The 15,137-nt window shown below is 72.2% G+C and carries 10 protein-coding genes and 2 pseudogenes; 8 read left to right on the forward strand and 4 right to left on the reverse strand.

Annotated features, from left to right (window positions below; translation table 11 throughout):
• Positions 1–4,481 (reverse strand): type I polyketide synthase (locus JHN45_RS12860; RefSeq protein ID WP_201049116.1); only part of this gene is annotated, 4,481 nt, incomplete at its 3' end.
• A gap of 306 nt (positions 4,482–4,787) precedes the next feature.
• Here JHN45_RS12860 and ccrA point away from each other — a divergent pair.
• The 4 genes and pseudogenes from ccrA to JHN45_RS12875 all read left to right on the forward strand — a co-directional run bounded on the left by ccrA (position 4,788) and on the right by JHN45_RS12875 (position 9,053).
• Entirely contained in the window at positions 4,788–6,137 is a 1,350-nt protein-coding gene (ccrA, locus tag JHN45_RS12865) for a crotonyl-CoA carboxylase/reductase (protein ID WP_200710391.1), read from the forward strand.
• Between the two features lie 99 nt (positions 6,138–6,236).
• A pseudogene (locus JHN45_RS53995) lies at positions 6,237–6,752 on the forward strand (AMP-binding protein); the annotation flags it as partial.
• Positions 6,753–6,831: 79 nt separating this feature from the next.
• On the forward strand, positions 6,832–8,019 hold the full coding sequence (locus tag JHN45_RS12870; RefSeq protein WP_307783094.1) for a fatty acyl-AMP ligase: 1,188 nt from the start codon (positions 6,832–6,834) through the stop codon (positions 8,017–8,019).
• The gene (locus JHN45_RS12875) at positions 8,016–9,053 is read left to right on the forward strand and encodes a beta-ketoacyl-ACP synthase III (protein ID WP_201049117.1); all 1,038 of its coding nucleotides are present in this window, start codon (positions 8,016–8,018) and stop codon (positions 9,051–9,053) included. The genes JHN45_RS12870 and JHN45_RS12875 overlap by 4 nt, the downstream gene beginning before the upstream one ends.
• Positions 9,054–9,063: 10 nt before the next feature.
• Here JHN45_RS12875 and JHN45_RS12880 read toward each other — a convergent pair whose 3' ends face one another.
• The gene (locus JHN45_RS12880) at positions 9,064–9,912 is read right to left on the reverse strand and encodes an SDR family oxidoreductase (protein ID WP_201049118.1); all 849 of its coding nucleotides are present in this window, start codon (positions 9,910–9,912) and stop codon (positions 9,064–9,066) included.
• Positions 9,913–10,176: 264 nt separating this feature from the next.
• Here JHN45_RS12880 and JHN45_RS12885 point away from each other — a divergent pair, with 264 nt between their 5' ends.
• From JHN45_RS12885 to JHN45_RS12895, 3 genes and pseudogenes are all read left to right on the forward strand, one after another.
• The gene (locus JHN45_RS12885; protein WP_201049119.1) at positions 10,177–11,397 is read left to right on the forward strand and encodes a transposase; all 1,221 of its coding nucleotides are present in this window, start codon (positions 10,177–10,179) and stop codon (positions 11,395–11,397) included.
• Positions 11,398–11,517: 120 nt separating this feature from the next.
• Positions 11,518–12,123: pseudogene (locus JHN45_RS12890) on the forward strand (DUF6232 family protein).
• Positions 12,120–12,476, forward strand: a complete 357-nt coding sequence (locus tag JHN45_RS12895; RefSeq protein WP_201049120.1) for a hypothetical protein — start codon at positions 12,120–12,122, stop codon at positions 12,474–12,476. The pseudogene JHN45_RS12890 and the gene JHN45_RS12895 overlap by 4 nt, the downstream one beginning before the upstream one ends.
• Positions 12,477–12,508: 32 nt before the next feature.
• On the opposite strand, the gene JHN45_RS12900 is transcribed toward JHN45_RS12895, so the two are convergent.
• Both JHN45_RS12900 and JHN45_RS12905 read right to left on the reverse strand, forming a co-directional pair.
• Positions 12,509–13,165: a GNAT family N-acetyltransferase gene (locus JHN45_RS12900; RefSeq protein WP_201049121.1), complete on the reverse strand. Its 657-nt coding sequence runs from the start codon at positions 13,163–13,165 to the stop codon at positions 12,509–12,511.
• Between the two features lie 99 nt (positions 13,166–13,264).
• Positions 13,265–14,536, reverse strand: coding sequence for a multidrug effflux MFS transporter (locus tag JHN45_RS12905; RefSeq protein WP_201049122.1), 1,272 nt, complete (start codon positions 14,534–14,536; stop codon positions 13,265–13,267).
• Between the two features lie 97 nt (positions 14,537–14,633).
• Here JHN45_RS12905 and JHN45_RS12910 point away from each other — a divergent pair, with 97 nt between their 5' ends.
• Complete coding sequence (locus JHN45_RS12910) at positions 14,634–15,128, forward strand: MarR family winged helix-turn-helix transcriptional regulator (protein WP_200710321.1); 495 nt, start codon at positions 14,634–14,636, stop codon at positions 15,126–15,128.
• Positions 15,129–15,137 lie beyond the last annotated feature (9 nt).

Consider the following 15,137-nt stretch of genomic DNA (forward strand, 5'->3'; position numbering starts at 1 on the left):
GTGCGGCCCGAGAGAACCCACGGGACCGGAAGCCCGCCATCCGGGACGGGACGCGTGGGCTCCGCCGGGGTCGGGGCCGGGGCCGGGGTCGGATCCGGGGGCGCCGCTTCAAGGACGAGATGGGCGTTGGTTCCGCTGATACCGAACGCGGAGACCCCCGCGCGACGAGGGCGCCCCGTGTCCGGCCAGGGGGTGTTGCGGATGAGGAGTTCGACCGTGCCGGCGCTCCAGTCGACGTGCGGGGTGGGCCGGTCGATGTGGAGGGTCGCGGGCAGCAGGCCGTGGTGCAGCGCCTGGGTCATCTTGATGACCGAGGTGACACCGGCCGCCGCCTGGGTGTGCCCGAGGTTGGACTTCAGGGAACCGAGGTGGAGCGGCTGCCCGGCCGGACGGTGTTGCCCGTAGGTGTTGATCAGCGCCTGCGCCTCGATGGGGTCGCCGAGCGTGGTGCCGGTGCCGTGGGCCTCCACGGCGTCGATGTCACCGGTGGTCAACCGGGCGTCCGCGAGCGCCTGTTGGACGACCCGTTCCTGGGAGGGGCCGTTCGGTGCGGTCAGGCCGTTGCTTGCGCCGTCCGAGTTGACCGCGCTGCCCCGGATCAGGGCGAGCACCCGGCGGCCGGCCCGGCGGGCGTCGGACAGCCGCTCCAGCAGGACCAGACCGACCCCCTCCGACCAGCCGGTACCGTCGGCCGCGGCGGCGAACGGCTTGCACAGCCCGTCCGGGGCCAGACCGCGCTGCCTGCTGAACTCGGTGAACATGCCCGGTGTGGACATCACGGTCACCCCGCCGGCCACCGCGAGGGCACACTCACCCGACCTGAGCGCCCGCACCGCCAGGTGGAGCGCCACCAGCGAAGAGGAGCACGCGGTGTCCACCGTGAGCGCCGGCCCCTCGAAGCCGAGCGTGTAGGCGATCCGGCCCGAGGCGACGCTCGCACTCGCGCCGGTCAGCCGGTAGCCGGCTCCCTCGTCCGTTCCGTCGTGCAGCCGGGGGCCGTACTCCTGCTGCGTGGCGCCCACGAAGACCCCGGTCCCGCTGCCGCGCAGCTCGGCGGGATCGATGTCGGCCCGCTCCAACAGCTCCCAGGACGTTTCGAGGAGCAGTCGCTGCTGCGGGTCCGCCGCGTCGGCCTCGCGGGGCGAGAGCCCGAAGAACTCCGCGTCGAACCGGTCCGCGTCGTGCAGAAATCCCCCTCGGCGCACATACGAGGTGCCGGGCCGTTCCGGGTCGGGGTCGTACAGGTTCTCGTCCCACCCACGCCCGACCGGAAAACCGCTCGTCGCGTCCGTCCCCGACACGAGCAGGTCCCAGAGCTGCTCGGGGGTGTCGGCACCTCCCGGCCAACGACCGGCGGTGGAGACGATGGCTATGGGATCGTCGTCCGCACCATCTGTGCTGCCCGCGTCAGCGGTTGCCCCTGCGTACTCGGGTGCCTCTACGGCGGTGTCGGCGGCCTGTTCGGCCAGGTGCCGGGCGAGGGCGCGGGGCGTGGGGCGGTCGTAGGTCAGGGTCGGCGACAGCCGAAGCCCGGTCGCCCGGGACAGCCGGTCCGCGAACTCCACGGCGCCCAGCGAGTCCAGTCCGAGCGACTTGAACGTCCGGTCCGGGTCTAGATCCTGGCCCGGAGCGGCGCCGAGGACGTCCGCCGCGGCAGCGAGGACGAGGGGAAGGAGGTCGGCGTGCAGGGTGGGGTACAGAGTGGGCGCCGTCCGGGAAGCCACAGGTGCCGGAGAAGCTTGGGGAGCCGGGGGCTCCTGCGGAGCAGGGGACGACGTCGCGAACCGGAACGGCCGACGCCGGAAGGCGTACGTGGGCAGGGCCACGCGTTCTCGCCTACGCCCGTCACTCCCCTCGAAGAAGCCGGACCAGTCCGTGTCGACGCCCGTGACATCGAGTTCGGCGAGCCCGCTGAGCAGGGAGAGCCGCTCGGGCACTCCGGGGCGCAGCAGCGGGACGACGACGGTCGCGGGGGAAGCCTCCAGGCTGCCTCGGGTGAGCGCGGTGAGCACGTTGCCGGGCCCCAGCTCCACATAGGCGGTGACACCCAGATCGCCCAACTGCCGTACGCCGTCGTGGAATCGCACCGGCCTGCGGATGTGCTCGGCCCAGTAGTCGGGTGAGGTCAGCTCGGCCGGGTCGGCGGGCCTCCCGGTGACGTCGGAGATCACGGTGCGGGTCGGGGGGCGGAAGTCGAGCGTGGCGGCGATACGGCGGAACTCGTCGACGGCGTCGTCCATGTGCGGTGAGTGGAAGGCATGGCTGACGCGCAGCCGTCGGGTCCTGCGGCCGAGCGCGGCGAACCGCGCGGCGATCTCGTCGGCGGCGTCGGCGTCGCCCGAAATCACCGTCGCCCGGGGGCCGTTGACGGCGGCGAGCGCCAGTCGGCCGGCGTACTCCGCGAGCGCCGGTTCGATCTCGTCGGCGGTGGCCTCCACCGCGATCATCGCTCCGCCCGAGCGGGCCCGCTCCATCAGGCGGCCTCTGGCCGCGACGAGGGTGGCCGCGTCGGCGAGCGACCACACCCCTGCCGTATGGGCGGCGGTGAGGCCGCCGATGGAGTGGCCGAGGACGAAGTCCGGTGCGGGCAAGCGGTGTTCGAGCAGGCGGTGCAGCGCCGTACCCAGTACGAACAGGGCCGCCTGGGTGTACTGGGTGCGGTCGAGGAGCGCAGCGTCGGGTGTGCCGGGTGCGGCGAAGAGGATGTCCCGTAGCGGGCGGGCGAGTTGGCCGTCGAAGTGCTCGCACACCTCGTCGAGGGCCTTGGCGAACGCCGGTGTGGTGTCGTGCAGTTGGCGGCCCGCGCCGGGCAACTGGCTGCCCTGGCCGGGGAAGAGGAAGGCGACGGGGCCGTCCGTGCGCGCGGGTGCGGCGCCGACCACGGCGCCCGGGTGAGGGGCGCCGGCCGCCAGCGCGTCCAGCGCGCTCAGCAGGCTGTCCCGGTCGTGGCCGAGCGCCACCGCGCGGTGGGCGAACCGGGTGCGGGTCGTCGCGAGCGAGTGCCCGAGGTCGCCGGTTGCGAGACCGGGCCGGGCCCGGACATGACCGGCGAGCCGCTCGGCCTGCGCCCGCAGTGCGGTGGAGGTCGCCCCGGACAGCGGCCAGGGGACGACGAGTTCGGCGTCGTCGCGTGCGCCGCTCGGGGAACCGGTGGCCTCCGCACGTGCGGGCGACTCCCCCAGCAGCACATGGCAGTTGGTGCCGCCCATGCCGAAGGAGCTGACCCCGGCGATCAGGCGCCGGTCGGGGCGGGGCCACGGGCCCGCGTCCCGCTGTACGCGCAGGCGCAGCTCGTCCAGGGTGATCCGCGGGTTCGGTGTCTCGTGGTTGAGGGTCGCGGGGAGCCGTCGGTGGCGGATGCTGAGCACCGTCTTGAGCAGGCCCGCGATACCGGCCGCGCCCTCCAGGTGGCCGATGTTGGTCTTCACCGACCCGACCCGCAGGTGCTGGTCTCCGGGGCGGCCGGTGCCGTAGGCGGCGCCGAGTGCGGCGGCCTCCACGGGATCGCCAACTGGTGTGCCGGTGCCGTGCAGTTCGACGTACTGCACCTCGTGGGGGTCGATCCCGGCGTCCCGGGCCGCCTGGCGCAGCAGGTCCCGCTGGGCGTCGGCGCTCGGTACGGTCAGTCCGTCGGAGGCTCCGTCGTTGTTGACGGCGCTGCCGAGGATCACGCTGTGCACGCGGTCGCCGTCGGCGAGGGCCGCTGCCAGGGGCTTGAGGAGCACGACGGCGCCGCCCTCACCGCGTACGTAGCCGTTCGCGCGGGCGTCGAAGGTGAAGGAACGGCCGTCCGGCGAAAGGCCGCCGAAGCGGGCGGCGGCCGAGGTGCTGTCGGGGGCCAGGTTGAGGTTGACCCCGCCGGCCAGCGCGAGCGCGCAGTCGCCGTCGCGCACCGCCCGGTAGGCCAGGTGGAGGGAGACCAGGGCCGACGACTGGGCGGAGTCGACGGTGAGGCTGGGGCCGCGCAGGCCGAGGGTGTACGACACCCGGTTGGCGAGGAGGCCGCGGCTCAGGCCGGTCAGGGTGTGGCGGGTGAGGGGGGCGGCGTCCGGGCGGTGGCGGAGCGTCGCGTAGTCGTACGCCATGGCGCCCATGTAGACGCCCACGGAGCTGCCGGCGAGGGTGGCGGGGACGATTCCGGCTTCCTCCAGCGCCTCCCAGGCCAGTTCGAGGACGAGCCGTTGCTGGGGGTCGGTCTCGGCGGCCTCGCGCGGTGAGACTCCGAAGAAGTCCGCGTCGAAGTGGTCGACGTCGTCGATGAATCCGCCGGGGAACTCCGTGTCGCGCGGCTCACCGTGCGTCCCGGGTGCCCAACGGCCGCCGGGCGGTGGGCCGATCGCGCTCCCGCCCTCGCGCAGCAGGTTCCAGAAGGCGTCCGGATCCGGTGCTCCGGGCAGCCGACACGCCAGTCCGATCACGGCGACGGGGGCGGCCGTGCCGTGGCCCGCCCGGACCGTAGGGGTGTCAGCCTGCCTGCTCATCGTTTCTCGCCGAACCCTTCTCTCAGGCTGCGCGGAAAATTCCGGGACTGGTTTCACGAACCCGCTCCATTACCTGTCCCATTTTCTCCGAACACCCCATTCCACGCCCACCCCTAACCTCCCCCTAACACCCGAACAACCGCCAGGCGCTGCGGATTTGACGACGTCCGGTGAGACCGGAAGCAGGGTCGGCCGCCACGACCCCTACCGCGAGAATTAGGGGTTCACATTCAGAAATGGACCGCCATAGCGTCGGCCACATAATTCGGCACCGGCATTTCCTTTTCACCCCGAGGAGAATGACAGATGGATTCACTGACCGAGGCGGTGCTCCGCGGAGCCTCCGCGGAGGAGCTGGAACGCGCTCCCGTTCCGGCGGACTTCGTCGCCGCCCACATCCGGCAGGAGGACGTCGGCATCTTCGACGGCGCCGCCGACCGCGACGTACGGCGCTCGCTCAAGGTGGGCCGGGTGCCGATGCCCGAACTCGCCCCGGACGAGGTGCTGGTGGCCGTCATGGCCAGCTCCGTCAACTTCAACACCGTCTGGTCGGCGACCTTCAAGCCGATCTCGACGTTCGACGCGCTGAAGCGCTTCGCGAGGGCCGGCGGTTACGCGGCCCGGCACGACCAGCCGTTCCAGGTCGTCGGTTCGGACGCGGCCGGGGTGGTCGTGCGCGTCGGTGTCGGGGTACGCCGCTGGAAGGTGGGCGACCATGTGGCCGTCAACGCGGCGGTCGTGGACGACCAGGACCCGGTGACCCACTCGGACGGCATGCTCGGCGCCGACCAGAAGGCGTGGGGATACGAGACCAACTACGGCGGCCTCGCGCACTACACCGTCGTACGGGCCAGTCAACTGCTCCCCAAACCGGGCCACTTGACCTGGGAGGAGACGGCCTGCGTCCCGCTGTGCGGTGGCACGGCGTACCGGATGCTGGTCAGTGACCGGGGTGCCCGGATCAAGCAGGGCGACATCGTCCTCATCTGGGGCGCGACCGGTGGACTCGGCGCGTTCGCGGTGCAGTTGGTCAAGAACGGCGGCGGTATTCCGGTCGGGGTGGTCAACTCCGAGGCGAAGGCGAAGCTGTTGGCGAAGCTGGGCTGCGACGTGGTGATCAACCGCGAGGAGATCGGCATCGGCGGTGTCCCGGCGCCGGGTGCCGAGACGGTGGAGCTGGCCAAGCGGCTCGGCCGGGCGGTCCGGAAGGAGGTCGGCGAGGACCCGCACGTCGTCTTCGACTACGTCGGCCAGGCCACCTTCGGGATCTCGGTCATCGTGGCCCGGCGCGGCGGCACGGTCGTGACCTGCGGATCGAGCACCGGGTATCAACACACCTTCGACAACCGGTATTTCTGGATGAACCTCAAGCGCATCGTCGGCAGCCACGGCATGAATCTCAACGAGGCCGCGGAGATGATGCGGCTGCTCAAGCTCGGCAGTGTCGCGCCGATCCTGTCCGAGGTGTTCCCGCTGGCCGAGGTCGGCGAGGCGGCCCGGCTGGTGCAGAACAACGGCCACACCGGCAAGGTCGGTGTCCTCGCCCTGGCGCCCGCGCCCGGCCTCGGTGTGACGGATCCCGGGCTGCGTGCCGCGATCGGCGAGGAGCGGCTCAATCCCCTGCGGTCCGCGCCGAGTCCGGCACTCGTCGGATAGCCGGCCCGCCCTCACCTCACGCCGCCCGCCCGTGCCTTGCTCGCCGCGCGGGATACGTACCGGACGCACCACGCCACAGCGAGGAAAGGCCCGACACCCATGACCGCCACGGCCTTCGGCCCGCCGACGACCGCGCTGCCCTCCCTTCCCGACGTACTGCGGCTGCGCGGCAGGACCCGGCCCGACGACATCGCCTATGTCTTCCTGCGTGACGGCGAACACCCGGACCAGTCACTGACGTACCGTCAACTCGACGACACCGCATGCTCCTTGGCCACCGTTCTGCATGCCAGGGGGCTCCGGGGCAGCGCCGTCGTGCTGCTCTTCCCGTCCGGCCTGGAGTTCGTCTCCACGCTCCTCGCCTGCATGTCCGCGGGGGTCGCGGGCGCTCCGGTGCAGGTGCCGACCCGGCGCGGCGGCCTGACGCGGTTGCGGCGCATCGCCGACGACGCGGGGACGAGCACCGCGCTCACCACGGCGGCTGTCAAACAGGATCTGGAGCAACGCTTCGGCGACACACCGGAGTTGGCCGGGCTCACCCTGGTGGACGTCGGCTCGCTGGAGCGACCGCCGGCCGGGGAGTGGACCGGTCCCGAGGTCGGTCCCGACGACATCGCGCTGCTCCAGTACACGTCCGGCTCCACCGGAAACCCCAAGGGCGTGCGGGTCACGCAACGCCAACTTCCGTGCCAACGTGGCCGAGACGGACCAGCTGTGGCCCTGCCGCCCCGACAGCGCCGTGGTCAACTGGCTGCCGCTCTTCCACGACATGGGGATGCTGTTCGGTGTCGTCCTGCCGCTGTGGGCGGGGATCCCGGCGTACCTCATGGCCCCCGAGGCCTTCATCCGCCGTCCGGCCCGCTGGCTGGAGGCGATCTCCCGGTTCCGCGGCAGCCACACCGCCGCGCCGAGTTTCGCGTACGAACTGTGTGTGCGGGACGCGACCGACAACGGCACCTCCGGCGGACTGGACCTCTCCTCCCTCCGGGTGGCGGCCAACGGCGCCGAGCCCGTGCGGTGGACGACTGTTCGCGCCTTCGCCGAGACGTTCGCGGCGGCAGGGTTCCGGTCCCGGGCCATGTGCCCCGGCTACGGGCTGGCCGAGAACACCCTCAAGGTCACGGGTTCCCCGGAAGACCGGGAGCCCACGGTGCTGCGGCTCTCCGCCGAAGCGCTGCGCGAGGGCCGCGTCGAGCACGCGCCGGACTCCCCGGCGGACATCCTGGGCCATGTCGTCGACGCGGTCGGCTGCGGTACGACGGTGGGCGCGACCGCGGTCCGGATCGCCGACCCCGGAACGACGGCCGCTCTGCCGGACGACACGGTCGGCGAGATCTGGGTCAACGGCCCCTGCGTGGCGGACGGTTACCACGGTCGGCCCGAGGAGAGCGCGGAGACCTTCGGGGCCCGCCTCGCGGGTGCGGAGGACCGGGGCACCTGGCTGCGTACCGGCGATCTGGGCTTCGTCCACGTCGGCGAGCTGTTCGTGACGGGCCGGCTCAAGGACGTGATCATCCGCAAGGGCCGCAACCACTATCCGCAGGACATCGAGGTGTCCGCCGAGAGCGCGGACGCCGCGCTGCGCCCGAACTGCGCGGCGGCGTTCTCGGTGGACGACGGCTCGGCGGAACGGCTGGTGCTGGTGGTCGAGGCAGACGGGCGCGCGCTGCGCGACGGTGGCCCGGTGGGCCTGCGCGAGCGGGTCCGGGACGCGGTGCTGGACGGCCAGCGGCTGGCCCCGGACGAGATCCTGCTCGTCAGAAGGGGCGCGCTGCCGAAGACCTCCAGCGGCAAGGTGCAGCGCCGGGAGACCCGACGGCGTTATCTGGAGGGCGAGTTCGGGCCCCGTACGGTCACGGTCGCGCGGGCGGCGACACGATGACCGGCGCGAGCGAAGTGACAGAGGTGCCGGAAGCCGTACGCGGGCTGAGCGCTCCGGCGGCCGTCCCCGGTTCCCGCATTCTCGGTGTCGGCGCCTACCGGCCCGCCCGTGTGGTGCCCAACTCCGAGGTGGCGGAGGCGATCGACTCCGGCGACGAGTGGATACGGCGCCGTTCGGGCATCGCCGGCAGGCGCTTCGCCGCCCCGGACGACACCGTCGTGAGCATGGCGGTGGCGGCCTCGGTGAAGGCGCTGGCCCAGGCGGGCATCGCGCCCGGGACGGTCGACACGGTGCTGCTCGCCTCCATGTCGTACCGGGAACAGTCGCCGCCGGCGGCACCCCGGGTCGCCCACGGAATGGGCGCGGTCGCGGCGGGCGCGATGGACGTGGGGGCCGCCTGCGCGGGTTTCTGCCATGCGCTCGCGACGGCCGACTCCCTGGTCAGGTCCGGCAACAGCCGGTATGTCGTGGTGGTGGGCTCGGAGCGGATGACCGACATCGTGGACCCCTACGACCGGGGTACCGCCTTCCTCTTCGGGGACGGTGCCGGTGCGATGGTCGTCGGGCCGGCCGACGATCCGGGTATCGGGCCGGTGGTCTGGGGCTCCGAGGGCGACCGGCACGAGGCCATCGCGCACTCCGCGCCCTGGCCGGCGCAGGGGGCGGCGGCCGAGGTGACGCCGACGCTCCGCATGGACGGGCCCGCCGTGTTCCGCTGGGCGGTGGCCACCGTACCGAGGGCGGCCCGAGCGGCCCTGACCGCCGCCGGGCTGACGGTCGCCGACCTGGCCGCGTTCGTGCCGCACCAGGCCAACCTGCGCATCATCGACACGGCGGCCGACGCGCTGCGGCTGCCGCCCCATGTGGTGGTGGCCCGGGACGTCGTCCATACGGCCAACACCTCGGCGGCGTCCGTCCCGCTCGCGGTGGAGGAGTTGCTCGCCCGGGGCGCGGTGCCCCGGGGCGGTCGCGCACTGCTGGTGGGTTTCGGCGCGGGGCTCAGTCACGCGGCGCAAGTGGTGGTCCTGCCCTGAGGGACGGGGCTCAGGTGAGCCAGGGACCGGTGACGGCCTGGACGGCGGATCCGTCCAGGTCGCTCAGTTTGATCCCGGCGAGTTCCCGCGCCAGGTCGGAGGTCTGCACCCGGAAGGGCGGTCGCTCGGCGGTGAGGGTGGCGACGACGACCGCCGCCGCGTCGGCGGAGCTCTGCGCCTGCTCGAAGAGCGCGGCCGTGGTCTCGAAGTAGGCCTTGAAGGCGGCCTCGTAGGGCCCCGCGTTCTCGATCAGCCCGGGCACGGACGGCACGAGGTGGGTGACGAACTCGCTTGCCACCGGCCCGGGTTCGACGACGGAGACCTGTACTCCGGTGGTCGCCGCGACCGGGGCCAGCGACTCCAGGAACCCTTCGACGGCGAACTTGGCCGCGCAGTAGGCCTCGTTGAACGGCTGCCCGATCAGTCCGCCGAGGCTGGAGACCGTGATGACCCGTCCGCCGCTGGCCCGCAGGTGCGGCAGCGCGACCCGGGTCAGCTCGACGACTCCGAAGAAGTTCGTCTCCAGTACGGCCCTGAAGGCCTCGACGCCGGTCTGCTCGACGGTGCCGAGCTGTCCGACCCCAGCGTTGTTGATCACGGCGTCGAGACGGCCGTACTCGGAGATCACACCGGTCACGGCCGCGGCGACGGACGCGGGGTCGGTCACGTCGAGCCGCTCGACACGGACCCGCTCGGTGACACCGGCCGCCGCGACGGCCGCGCGGAGGGCGTCGGCCCGGCCGGTGTCCCGGAGGGTGGCGACGACGGTCCAGCCGGCCTCGGCCGCCTGGACCGCGGTGGCCAGGCCGATGCCGGACGAGGTGCCGGTGATCAGGACGGTACGCAGGGCGGCGGTCATGGGCGTCTCTTCCGGTCAGCGCGGACGTTGCGCCCACCGTGTCATCGCTCCCGGGACCGGCCAACCCCTATCTTCCGGCTCCCCCACCCCTACCTTCTCCCGCTGTCCGCCGGTCACTTGACAGTGCGTCGGCCCACGGGCGCCGTACACCGACACCGCAGGTCACAGACGCGCGGCGGTCGCCCGCGGCCCCACTTGTCCGGACAGGAAACAGCAGGTCCGAGCGATCCGGAAGGCCCGTTGCCCGGTGTTAGCGTGCGCCGCATGGGACCGGTCTTCGACATCATCGCGCTGCGCAGTCTGGTGGCCGTCGCGGACAAGGGCGGGTTTCACCGGGCCGCCGAGTCACTGACGCTCAGCCAGTCCGCGGTCAGTCAGCATGTGCGGCGGCTGGAGAAGACACTCGGGCGGCCGGTGGTCGAACGGGCGGGCCGGGCCACCCGGTTCACCGCGGCGGGCGCCCTTCTCCTCGACGAGGCCCGCTGGATCCTCAACGTGCACGACGAGGCCGCGCGCCGACTGCTCGGCTCCGAACCCGCGATCGTCACCGTGGGGTGCGCCGAGCACGCCGCCGACCAGATGATCCCGAGGATCACCGAGGCCATCCACCGGACGCGCCCGTTCTGCCAGGTCCGCTTCCGCATCGACCGCTCCGCCCGGCTCGTCGAGGCCGTCGACCGCCGCTCGGTGGATCTGGCGGTGTACGTGACGGAGGCGGCGGGCGTCGAGGGAGTGCCGGTGGGCGGACTCCCCCTGAAGTGGTACGCCGCCCCGGGCTGGACCCCGTCGCCGACGGCGCTGCCGCTGGTGGCGATCGAGGAGCCGTGCGCGGTCCGCCGACGCGCTCTGGAGGTGCTCTCCGCGCACGGTGTCCCGGCCGCGGTCGTCTGTGACGCCGGTTATCTGGCCGGGGTGCTGGACGCCGCCCGCGCCGGGCTCGGGGTGGCCCTGCTGGCGGACACCGGCCGCGGCCCGGACGGCCTGACCGCCTGCACCGGCCTGCCGCAGGCGCCCCCGATCCGGATGAGCGCCCACGCCCGTCCGGGCGCCGATCCGACCCTGGTCACGAACGTCGTCGAGGCGGTCCGTTCGCTGCTCGTCGAACTGGACTCGTCCCGCCCCGAGACCCGACCGGACCCGGCCGGACATCCCGACCCGCCGTCCGGTGACCTCACCGACGACGAGTGGAAAGCGGTGGAGCCATTGCTTCCGCTCGGGGAGCGGGGCCCGTACCCGGAAGCTCTGCGCAGGCAGTTCGACGGCGTGATGTGGCGGTTCCGCACCGGCAGCCCGTGGCGCACCATGCCCTCGCGCTACGGGGCTTGGCAGACGGTCCATCACCGATTCCGCCAGTGGGCGCTGGCCGGCACCTTCCAGGTGCTCACCGCGGCGGCCTCCGAGCCGATCGCACGGGAGTTGGCCGCTTTGGAGAAGGCCGTCGACGAGGAACGGCGCCTCCGCGACAGAGTCGCGACGCACCGCTGAGGATATGCATGGCCGCTATCAACTCTCCACAACAGCAACACAGTTGACCCCGATATCGACTTGCACAGGTAGCCACTTGACGTAGTTAATGAGCGCCTGCCAGTGAGCTCAGGGGGACTCATGGAGAGAACCGAAGCGTCCGGCTTCCCGGACGTCCCGCCGCCGCCCGCCACCCCGCCGCAGGCATCGAGCGCGATCGAACTGCGGGTCGGCAAGCGGCTGTTATGGGTCGGTGGGGCCGCGTACCCGCTGGAGAACATCGCCAGGGTGCACACGTACATGCTGACACCGAGGCGCTGGGACGCCACGAGGCAATTCCTGAAGCGTCTCGGGCTCATCCTGTCGGTGGCGTTCGCACTGACCATCCTCGGCGGCGTCACCGGGATCGCCGGCCAGGACACGGCCAGCAAGCTCGTCATGTGGGTGTGACTCGGCTTCTCGGCCACACTGCTCTTCTGCGCGGTGGAGTGGCTGCAGGTGGTGACGGCGGCGCCGCTGTACGTCCTCGCCGTGGAGACGTCCGGCCCGCCCATGGCCGTGGTGACGAGCCCGGACCCGCACCGGCTCGACCAGTTGGTGGGCTCCATCGTGTACGCGATCGAGCACCCGGAGACGGAGTTCCACGTCACGGTGGACCGTCTCATGGTCAACCCGAAGAGCTACTACTTCGGCGACAACGTCAACATGTACGGCGGCATCGGCAACGTGGGAGTGGAACACGCATGAGCGGCGACACCTTCTACTTCGGCGACAACGTGACCATGCACGGCGGCACCGGGAACACCGGCATCGTCAAGCACCGGACACCGGCCGGGCCGCCCGTCGCCGACCCCGCCCTCCAGGCCGCCGTCGAGGAACTCCGCCGACTGGTCGAAACCCTGCGCGAGCAGATCCCGGCCGCGAGCGCGCAGACCATCGACGACGCCCTGCCGGCACTCACCACGGACCCGGGCGCCGCCCCGCAGGAGCGGCACCGCGCGCTGATGGCCGTCGCGGGAATCGCGGCGACGGTCGGCGCGGTGGGCCAGCCGGCGTTGGAGGCGGTGAACCGGATCCTGGGACTGCTCGGCGGTCAGTAGCCTTCTGGGACAACCGGGCTTCTTCCCTCCGGTCAAGCCTCGACCGGGTCCGGGCCTCGCACCGCGCTGGTCAGCGGGGCCACGACGCGCCATCCCACCGTCTCGTAGAGGGCCCGCCCCTCCAGCGTCGCGCCCAACACACCGACTGTTGCCCCCTGTTCGGCCGCGGCACTGGCGAGCGCGCCCATCACCAGGCGTCCCAGACCGCGGCGCTGGTGGGCCGGGTCGGTCTCCACCTGGTCGACGACGGCCGTGAAGCCCGTGGCGGCGATCTGACCGCGCGCGGCGAAGGCGCCGTCCGCGGTGCGCACCAGGGCGCGGGTCACACCCGCGCGGTTCCAGGTGCGCAGCCGGTATCCGTCGGGGACCTCGGCCCGGGAGGCACGCAGCGGGGCGGACATCAGGAAACTGGGACCACCCGACACGGACCAGCCGGAGGCCAGCCAGGGCGTGAGGGTTTCCGGTGGTACGAACGCCTTCAGCCAGACGTCCGGAGCGGTGGCGCTCTCGGTGATCTTGCGGACGGTCGCCTCGTCGGCGGCGGTCAGGACGTGGCGCATGACGTGCTTGGACAGGCCGACATCGATGGTGAAACCCCAGGAGCAGGGCGCCGGTTCGGCCGCGCCCCGCGAGACGGCCCAGCCTTCGACCCATGCTTCTACGGCTTCGGCCGTGTTCCTGAAAGACAAAGCCCCTCCCCACGTAAGCAACACTTCCCTATGTCACCCATTACATCAGAGGCGAGGGCGACAGGGCAGTCCGCCTCGTGCGGCGCGGGGTGCCGTCCGCTACCCCGCCGTCGGCTCCCCCTGCCCCTCCCAAGGTCTGGCCATCCCCACCAGCGCAACTCCCGCCGCCGCCACGGCGATCAGCATGATCACCGCCATCGGCAGCGAGCTGTCCTCCCCGAACAGTCCGACCAGGGGCGCGGTGAGGGCGCCGAACAGGAACTGCAGACCGCCGAGGAGGGCGGAGGCCGCGCCGGGGGCGGCGCGGCCGAGGGCCTGGCCGATGCTGAGGGTCGACGGGAAGACCATGCCGATGCCGCCGGCCGTGACGAACAGGCTGATCCAGGTACCGGCGAGGGTCTCCCCCACGGTCAGCACCAGCACGACCTGCGCGAGGGCACCGACCCCGGCGACACCGACCGCCGCGGCGAGAAGGGTGTTCAGCCGTACGCGTCCGGCCAGTCGGGAGAAGGTCGCGCCGGCGATCAGCATGGCGACGGCGTTGCTCGCGAAGATGAGGGAGTACGTCGTGGCCGACACGCCGTGCAGGTTCTCGAAGACGAAGCTGGAGCCGCTGATGTAGGCGAACAGCGCCGCCGAGATGAACGCGAGGACGAGGACGTACCCCATGAACGTACGGCGGCCGAGCAGCGCGCCCATCGCGCGGAAGGTCTGCGCGATCCCGCCTGCGTGCCGCCGCTCCGGCGGCAGGGTCTCCGGGACCTTGCGGAGGACGCCGAGCAGCAACAGCCCGCCCAGCACGGTGAGTACGACGAACACCGCGCGCCAGGTCGACACGGCCAGCACCGCTCCGCCGAGGACCGGTGCGGCGACCGGCGCGACGCCCATGATCTGGGAGAGCACCGCGAAGTAGCGCGGCAGTTCGGCGCCGTGGAAGCGGTCGGTGAGCACGGCGCGGGCCAGCACCATGCCGGCCGCGCCCGCCAGGCCCTGGAGGAAGCGGGCGCCGGCGAGCAGGCCGACGTTGGGCGCGAGGGCGCAGGCGACGGAGAAGACTGTGAACGCGGCCGTCCCGGACAGCAGCAGTCCGCGGCGGCCGAGGCTGTCGCTGATCGGGCCGATGAGGAGTTGTCCGACGACGAGTCCGGCCAGGAACGCGGTCATCGTCAGCTGTACGGCCGAGCTGCTCGCGCCGAGCGCGTCCCCCATGGCGGGGAACCCGGGGACGTACATGTCTGTCGCGAGCGGGGCGACCGCCGTCAGCGCGGCGAGGACCGCGACCAGGGCGACGGCGGCGCGCCGGGTCGGGTCGACGGCGGCCGGTGCGGCGGCGCGCGCGGCAGCGGAAGGGGAGGGGGACGGCGATACCATGACCGTAACGGTAACCGATGGTTCACCGGTTAACAATGATGGATGCCGTAAGCCCCGATCGACTCCCCGCAGCCCCGGAAGCGAGAAGACGAGCCGCATGTCCCTCTCCCCCCTCTTCGTCCGCACGCAGTGGACCGAGCACAACCCTGGCCTCGACACCTCCCCCATGGAGCTGATCAGCCTGCTCAAGCATGCCGGCGGGCTGCTGAACCGGGCGGTGGAACCCCTCTACGCGGGCGCCGCGCTCACCGCCCCCGAGGTCGACATGCTGGTCCCGCTGCGTCACGCGACCGAACCCGTGATCGCCCGCCGTCTCGCCGAATGGCTGGGCCTGTCCCGTGCCGGGGTCAGCAAGGCCCTGGGCAAGCTGGAGAAGCGCGGTTTCATCGCCCGTACGCCGAATCCGGCCGACCGGCGGGCCGCGCTGGTGACCATCACCCCGGCCGGGGCCAAGGCCGTGGACGATCTCTTCCCCCGCCAACTCGCCGCCGAAGTGAACCTGTTGGCGGGTCTCGGCGAGAACCGGGACCAGGTGCTGAACGCACTGGAGCGCCTCGTGGAGGCCATGGAGCGCCAAGTCGGCCGCGAGTGAAGGATCCTG

Origin of the sequence: Streptomyces sp. MBT53, assembly GCF_016654115.1 — a bacterium.
Taxonomy (GTDB): domain Bacteria; phylum Actinomycetota; class Actinomycetes; order Streptomycetales; family Streptomycetaceae; genus Streptomyces.